General features: G+C 45.7%; 6 protein-coding genes. 3 read left to right on the top strand and 3 right to left on the bottom strand.

Translation table 11 applies throughout. From position 1 onward, the window contains the following. Both AAFP11_RS29575 and AAFP11_RS29570 read right to left on the bottom strand, forming a co-directional pair. A partial coding sequence (locus tag AAFP11_RS29575) for a DNA recombination-mediator protein A (protein WP_341740214.1) occupies positions 1 to 473 on the bottom strand: 473 nt, incomplete at its 3' end. 431 nt (positions 474 to 904) lie between these two features. Further along, positions 905 to 1,993, bottom strand: coding sequence for a phosphotransacetylase family protein (locus AAFP11_RS29570; protein WP_341740213.1), 1,089 nt, complete (start codon positions 1,991 to 1,993; stop codon positions 905 to 907). Positions 1,994 to 2,310: 317 nt separating this feature from the next. On the opposite strand from AAFP11_RS29570, the gene AAFP11_RS29565 reads away from it, so the two are divergent. After that, positions 2,311 to 2,496, top strand: coding sequence for a hypothetical protein (locus AAFP11_RS29565; RefSeq protein WP_340525428.1), 186 nt, complete (start codon positions 2,311 to 2,313; stop codon positions 2,494 to 2,496). Between the two features lie 194 nt (positions 2,497 to 2,690). Here the strand turns inward: AAFP11_RS29565 and ebsA are convergent, their stop codons facing one another. Further along, complete coding sequence (ebsA, locus tag AAFP11_RS29560) at positions 2,691 to 3,065, bottom strand: type IV pilus biogenesis protein EbsA (protein ID WP_341732603.1); 375 nt, start codon at positions 3,063 to 3,065, stop codon at positions 2,691 to 2,693. A 329-nt stretch (positions 3,066 to 3,394) separates the two neighbouring features. On the opposite strand from ebsA, the gene AAFP11_RS29555 reads away from it, so the two are divergent. Both AAFP11_RS29555 and AAFP11_RS29550 read left to right on the top strand, forming a co-directional pair. Continuing rightward, positions 3,395 to 4,912, top strand: a complete 1,518-nt coding sequence (locus AAFP11_RS29555; RefSeq protein WP_341740212.1) for a glycosyltransferase family 2 protein — start codon at positions 3,395 to 3,397, stop codon at positions 4,910 to 4,912. Positions 4,913 to 5,208: 296 nt separating this feature from the next. Next, on the top strand, positions 5,209 to 5,460 hold a 252-nt coding region (locus tag AAFP11_RS29550), incomplete at its 3' end, for an ATP-grasp domain-containing protein (RefSeq protein ID WP_341740211.1).

The raw sequence follows: 5,460 nt of genomic DNA, 5'->3' as shown, positions 1-5,460 counted from the left end.
CGCTGTTCCTCTGCATCCTGACAAGTTTTCAGCAAAGTGTGACTTTCGTGAAAAGCAAAACAGAGCAGTTGCTGACACCGAGAAATAATCTCCTGATTGCACAGGGCGCTTGCTTCTGGGAGAGACAAACTGTCATTTTTGGGATTTTCTACCAAATGTATCACTTGTTCTAGCTGCTCGCGAGACTCTCGTGGCTGGCGGCTCATGCTTTGTGGCAAAATCACGGTCAGCAGATTGGGATCTGCTCGCATCGCCCCCCGAATCGCGGCTGAATTGGTGCCTGTAGCGCCAGAAGTTATGAGCTGATTACCAGACAAAACTAAGGCGTAGCTCAGCATCTCAATTAGCTGCTGGTGGGTAATTGGAACATGGCGAGAACCCAAAAGAGCAAGCCGCTTGGAGCTTGTTTGCTGGATTGCCGCAAGTTCTTGTAAAAAATCATCAACTCTGGGTAGCTCAATTGATTGACTCAAAGAATTTATTAAATTAAATAAAACTACGTTGTGGATTCTAGCAGACGGAATAGCTATTGGAGCCAAAAAGAAGTTAAGAATTACAGATTTACCCGATCGGACTGGATGAGGAATAAATCCTCTCATCACAAATATACCACCCGGAACCAGCAAAAAGCCACAAGGAAGAAGGCCAATGCCATAAAATCAATAGCTTGGGGAGACAAACCCTCTGAGGCTATCTAAATTAAGCTCGATATTTGGTTCTTTTGAACGGATACCTGGTTTAAACACTGCCGCAAGGATAGATAGTTTTAAGGTATGTCGCAGAACCAAGAATCCCCTCGCCTTCAGGCAGGGGAGTGTCAACTATCATAAGCAGAAGTAGGAAGAATCAAAAATTGAGACTTCCTTTTTGCTTCTGGCTACTTATTTTTTCCTTAGATCGGAATTTAATCACCCAGGGTTAGGGAAGCCATCAGTGCGTTAATGTCAAAATGCTCTGCCATTAGTTGAGTAACGCATTCCACCTTAATGGTCTCGTGCAGGCGCACGTTGCCAAAGGTGCTGTCGATAATTTCCACAGTGGTTAAGGTATCTAAATCCACAGACAACACTGGAATTTCCATTTCTTCTGCTCTGCCGATGACTAGGGGAGAAGGAGGCAAGTGTCCTGTGAGAATTAAGCACTGAGTAGAGCTTTCCAGAGCGGCTAACTGGATGTCGGTGCGATCGCCCCCTGTCACCACTGCCATATTTCTGGCTTTGCGGAAATACTTGAGAGCGGAACTAACATTCATTGCACCAATTGTCAAGGTTTCGACCATCAAATCCAAACGGTCTGGGCGACACAGTACCTCAGCTTTCAATTGATGAACCAGTTCTTTGACGCTGACACTGCGTAGCAAAGCGCTTCTGGGTAGCATTCCCAGCACTGGAATTCCTTGTGCTTCCAGAAAAGGTCGCACAGTGGAGGCGATGGATTCGAGTTTGTCGGAGGGAACGTCGTTGAGGACGACACCTAGCAAACGGGAACCTAAACGTTGCTTAGCTGAAAGCAAATCATCTACAAACAGATCGATCGGGCGTGTCACCAGCAGCACAGAGGCATCAACGGCCTCGGCAACTTGAGGCAAAGACAAGTCAAACAGACTGCCTTCCTCCAAATTAGCAGGACCTTCTAGCAGCACTAAGTCTGTACTTTGGCCTTGGACATATTCCGCTAGAGACTGGCGGTAATCAGTCCGATCTTCTCCTCGCAGTCGCTTGTGAACAGTTTCTTCGTCCAAAGCAAGCAGAGTAGATGGCATTTGGGTATCTTTGAGCTTCAGGGTCTCGATCGCGAAGCGCACGTCTTCCTCTTCGGCACCAGGTTCATCAGAGTTAAAAGAAGTTCCCAGGGGTTTGCCGTAGGCGACGGTCAATCCTTGTTCCCGGAGTCCGAGTGCTATGCCCAGGGCGATAGCGGACTTGCCACTGTAAGCTTTAGTGGAACCGATCAGTAAATATTTAGTCAATTTCGGTAAGCCTTTACTCCTCAATTTGCACCTGTCTATAGCGTTTCTCAAATAGATGAAGTAGGTTAGACTCTTGCGATCGCCAAACCCAACACCTTATTTTAAATGAAGAATTGGGTAACGGGAACCTCAACCCAACCTCTCTATTTTGAACTTCACTCCTTTGAGAACCGTTATATTTCAATAAATTTAGTTTATTCAACAGTATTTCTGCACTGCGACTCAATTTTGCAATATTATCATACTCGATTTAGAATTTTAAATCGATATGTATTATTAGTGATTAATGGTTAGTGGGAGCGCGATCGTTCAAACTGATATATTGTGCTGCGAGCAATAATTTGAACGAAATCCGATGGCGCGATCGCCACTGGCAAGTATTCAGCAGCGCTGCCGACTGCGACGCTGGAAAAAATCAACTCGGTGTGGGTTCCTTCCACAATGCTCCTTCGGTAGCAGTGGTGTTTGGAGGACTAATCGTGAATCCGGCGGTATCGTTGTCGGTAATTTGGGCTCTCAGGCAGTAAGCAATCAGGTTGTAGTTCGCGTCTGTACTGATGACTTTGTGGGCGATCGTACTCGAATATACCTCTTTATATACCTCAAATAGGAATGGCGCACCAGTAGTGTAAAGTCCCTGTGGTGGTCGATTTACACTACTGATGCACCAGTTATAGCGCCAGTCTATTGCAGAATTTCGAGAGTAGGGGTGTGAAAAAAATCACTCATCCATCCGCATTAGCTTCCGGTAAAAAACTTTAGAAAAATCGACGGTGCGAGTGCGCTGAAAAATCATCAGTACCTCAATCAAGCAATTCACAAAATCAGAGCTTTGCATCGTTACTTCGTAGCTGAGTTCAGCATTGCCGTCAAACAAGACCCGACAGCGAGTCAAATCGATCGGCAGTGATGAAATATTCCAACTAGCTACAAACGGAATCTCCTCGCCACCTTCAATTTTTCTGGCACCTTCCAAGGTTTTGAGCTTGTAGAGAGCTATAGCGTAGGGTAAAGACTTGCGCCTCTGCTCTGGAAAAAAAGGTGCATAGACTTTTGATTCTTTTTCATCAGCGGGCTTGAGTTGAGGAATAGACATATTTGTTAAGTAGAATATCGATGGGTCCAAGGCAGAAGGAAAAAGGAAAAATGCTCATTCAGCAAGCTTTTTAGCCATCCGTATCTGAGGTTTAATTAGGTGGATTTACTTAGAAAAAAAATTGGTAGAGCATCAGTGTCAGCAGAGTGGGGCTGAGTTGCTCTCTCCGTCAGCTTTCGACAAAATCCCAGAAACTGATAGAGTAGATACTTATCTCTACTAGGCATCTCTCATAATTCCTGTGGGGTAGGCATCCTGCCAGTCCTTGACAGGCTTTTTGGGAGAAGTCTATTAAATCCAAAACTATTGGTGATTGAATCAAGTAACCTATGCAGGAGAGTTCTTGGCAAGAAAACGATGTTCGCAGCGAGCTTAACTTGGATATCCCTGATTTAGCTCCTGAAGAACATGAGAGTTTGACCTCAAACCCCAAGGTTGGCACGATATTTGCTACAGCCTCCGGTGGCGAAAGGAAGTTTGACGTGGTTTCCACAGATCCAAGGGTAGCGATCGAGTTGCCTAATTCTCCCTCTTTTCCTCAAAAATTATACCAGGGACGCCGGAGGAAAGCTGCTATAGTCCTGACGGTGATTTGGGGCGGAACGATTACTTTGCACTTGGTTTCTTGGGGTGCTTGGGTAGTCTGGGGATTGACGGGACTGCTGTGGATGCAAGTATTTCGATTTTTGTTTGCTTCACCCAAGCCGACAATGCCGCCTCTTTCAGAATCCAATCAAGAGGATTGGCCTTACGTGTCGTTGCTGGTGGCGGCGAAAAATGAGGAAGCGGTAATTGCCAGACTGGTACAGTCCATTGGCAATTTGGATTACCCGATCGACCGTTATGAACTTTGGGCGATCGATGATAATAGCACAGACAGTACGCCTCTTGTATTGGAACAGCTAACGAAACAGTACCCCCAACTCAAAGTATGGAGGAGAGGAGCCAATGCTAGTGGTGGCAAATCGGGAGCCCTGAATCAAGTTTTACCCCTGACTCGCGGGGAATTTGTGGGGGTATTTGATGCGGACGCGACGGTGACACCAGACTTGCTGCGCTTGGTACTGCCGGTGTTCGATCGAGCTCAAGTAGGAGCTGTGCAAGTGAGAAAATCGATCGCCAATGCTCCCCTAAATTTTTGGACTCGCAGCCAAGAAGCAGAAATGGCGCTAGACAGTTTTTTCCAACAACAACGGATTGCGATCGGTGGTATTGGAGAATTGCGCGGTAACGGTCAATTTATGCGCCGCACAGCCTTGGAAAGCTGCGGAGGTTGGAACGAGGAGACGATTACCGACGATTTGGATTTAACAATCAGGTTGCACTTAGAGCGGTGGGATATTGAATTTTTGGCTGTTCCCCCCGTATCTGAAGAAGGAGTCACCAACGCTCAGGCTCTTTGGCATCAGCGCAATCGCTGGGCCGAAGGTGGCTATCAGCGCTATCTTGACTACTGGCAGCTCATTGTTCGTAACCGCATGGGAACGGGAAAAACTTGGGATTTATTTGGATTTTGGGTATCTCAGTATTTGTTGCCCACAGTAGCTGTGCCCGACTTTTTGATGTCGATCGTACTGCGCCGAATGCCGATCGCCAGTCCCCTAACTTTCATGACTATTACCCTGTCTCTGGTGGGAATGTTTGTCGGTTTGCGTCGCACTCGCCAAGAGACCAAATTTGACCTCAAAAGAGTTTTTGCCACCTTGATGCAAACCCTGTTGTCTACTGTATATATGCTTCACTGGCTGCTGGTAGGTGCTGTGACAGCTAGGATTTCCGTGCGTCCTAAACAGTTAAAATGGGTGAAAACAGTTCATCAAGGCACTGCTGGCATCAAGTTAAATTAGCAAAAGAATATCCAAACTTGCCAGGATTAAGGAAAATATCAAGAATTAGAATTCTACTAACTAATAAGTAATGATGGTAGAATTTTAAAACAAAATGTCTTTTATCAAAAAATACACTAGAGGCGATGGGTAAGAGCAAATAAGTAATCGGTAATACAAAAGTCGTAAATTATAAATATCGCCAAGATTTTTATAATTTAACTTGACAAAATACCAATTACTATCTATTAATTATGATTAATAGATTGCGAATTACCAATTGCTTGTTGCCAACTACGAGTCACCAGTTATTGATAATGGATTTGTTAGAGTACCAAGCTAAAGCTTTATTTCGTCAGATGGCAATTCCGGTTCTGCCCTCCCAGCGGATTGACAATCCGGCAGACCTCAAAGGGCTGAAGATTCCCTACCCAGTCGTACTCAAGTCCCAAGTGCGGGCGGGGGGACGGGGTAAGGCCGGTGGGGTGAAGTTTGTGGAAAATACGATCGATGCGGTGGCTGCGGCTCAGACAATTTTTAATTTGCCGATCGAATCGGAGTATCCCGAA

It is taken from the genome of Microcoleus sp. CAWBG640, assembly GCF_020883015.1.
Lineage (GTDB): Bacteria > Cyanobacteriota > Cyanobacteriia > Cyanobacteriales > Microcoleaceae > Microcoleus > Microcoleus anatoxicus.
The sequence above is the reverse complement of the archived record's forward strand: the minus strand, read 5'-3'. Positions and strand labels throughout refer to the sequence as shown.

Bases quoted from the DNA above. Each gene is read 5' to 3' on its own strand.
- ebsA (WP_341732603.1), bottom strand. From the start codon at position 3,065: ATGTCTATTCCTCAACTCAAGCCCGCTGATGAAAAAGAATCAAAAGTC.
- AAFP11_RS29555 (WP_341740212.1), top strand. From the start codon at position 3,395: ATGCAGGAGAGTTCTTGGCAAGAAAACGATGTTCGCAGCGAGCTTAAC.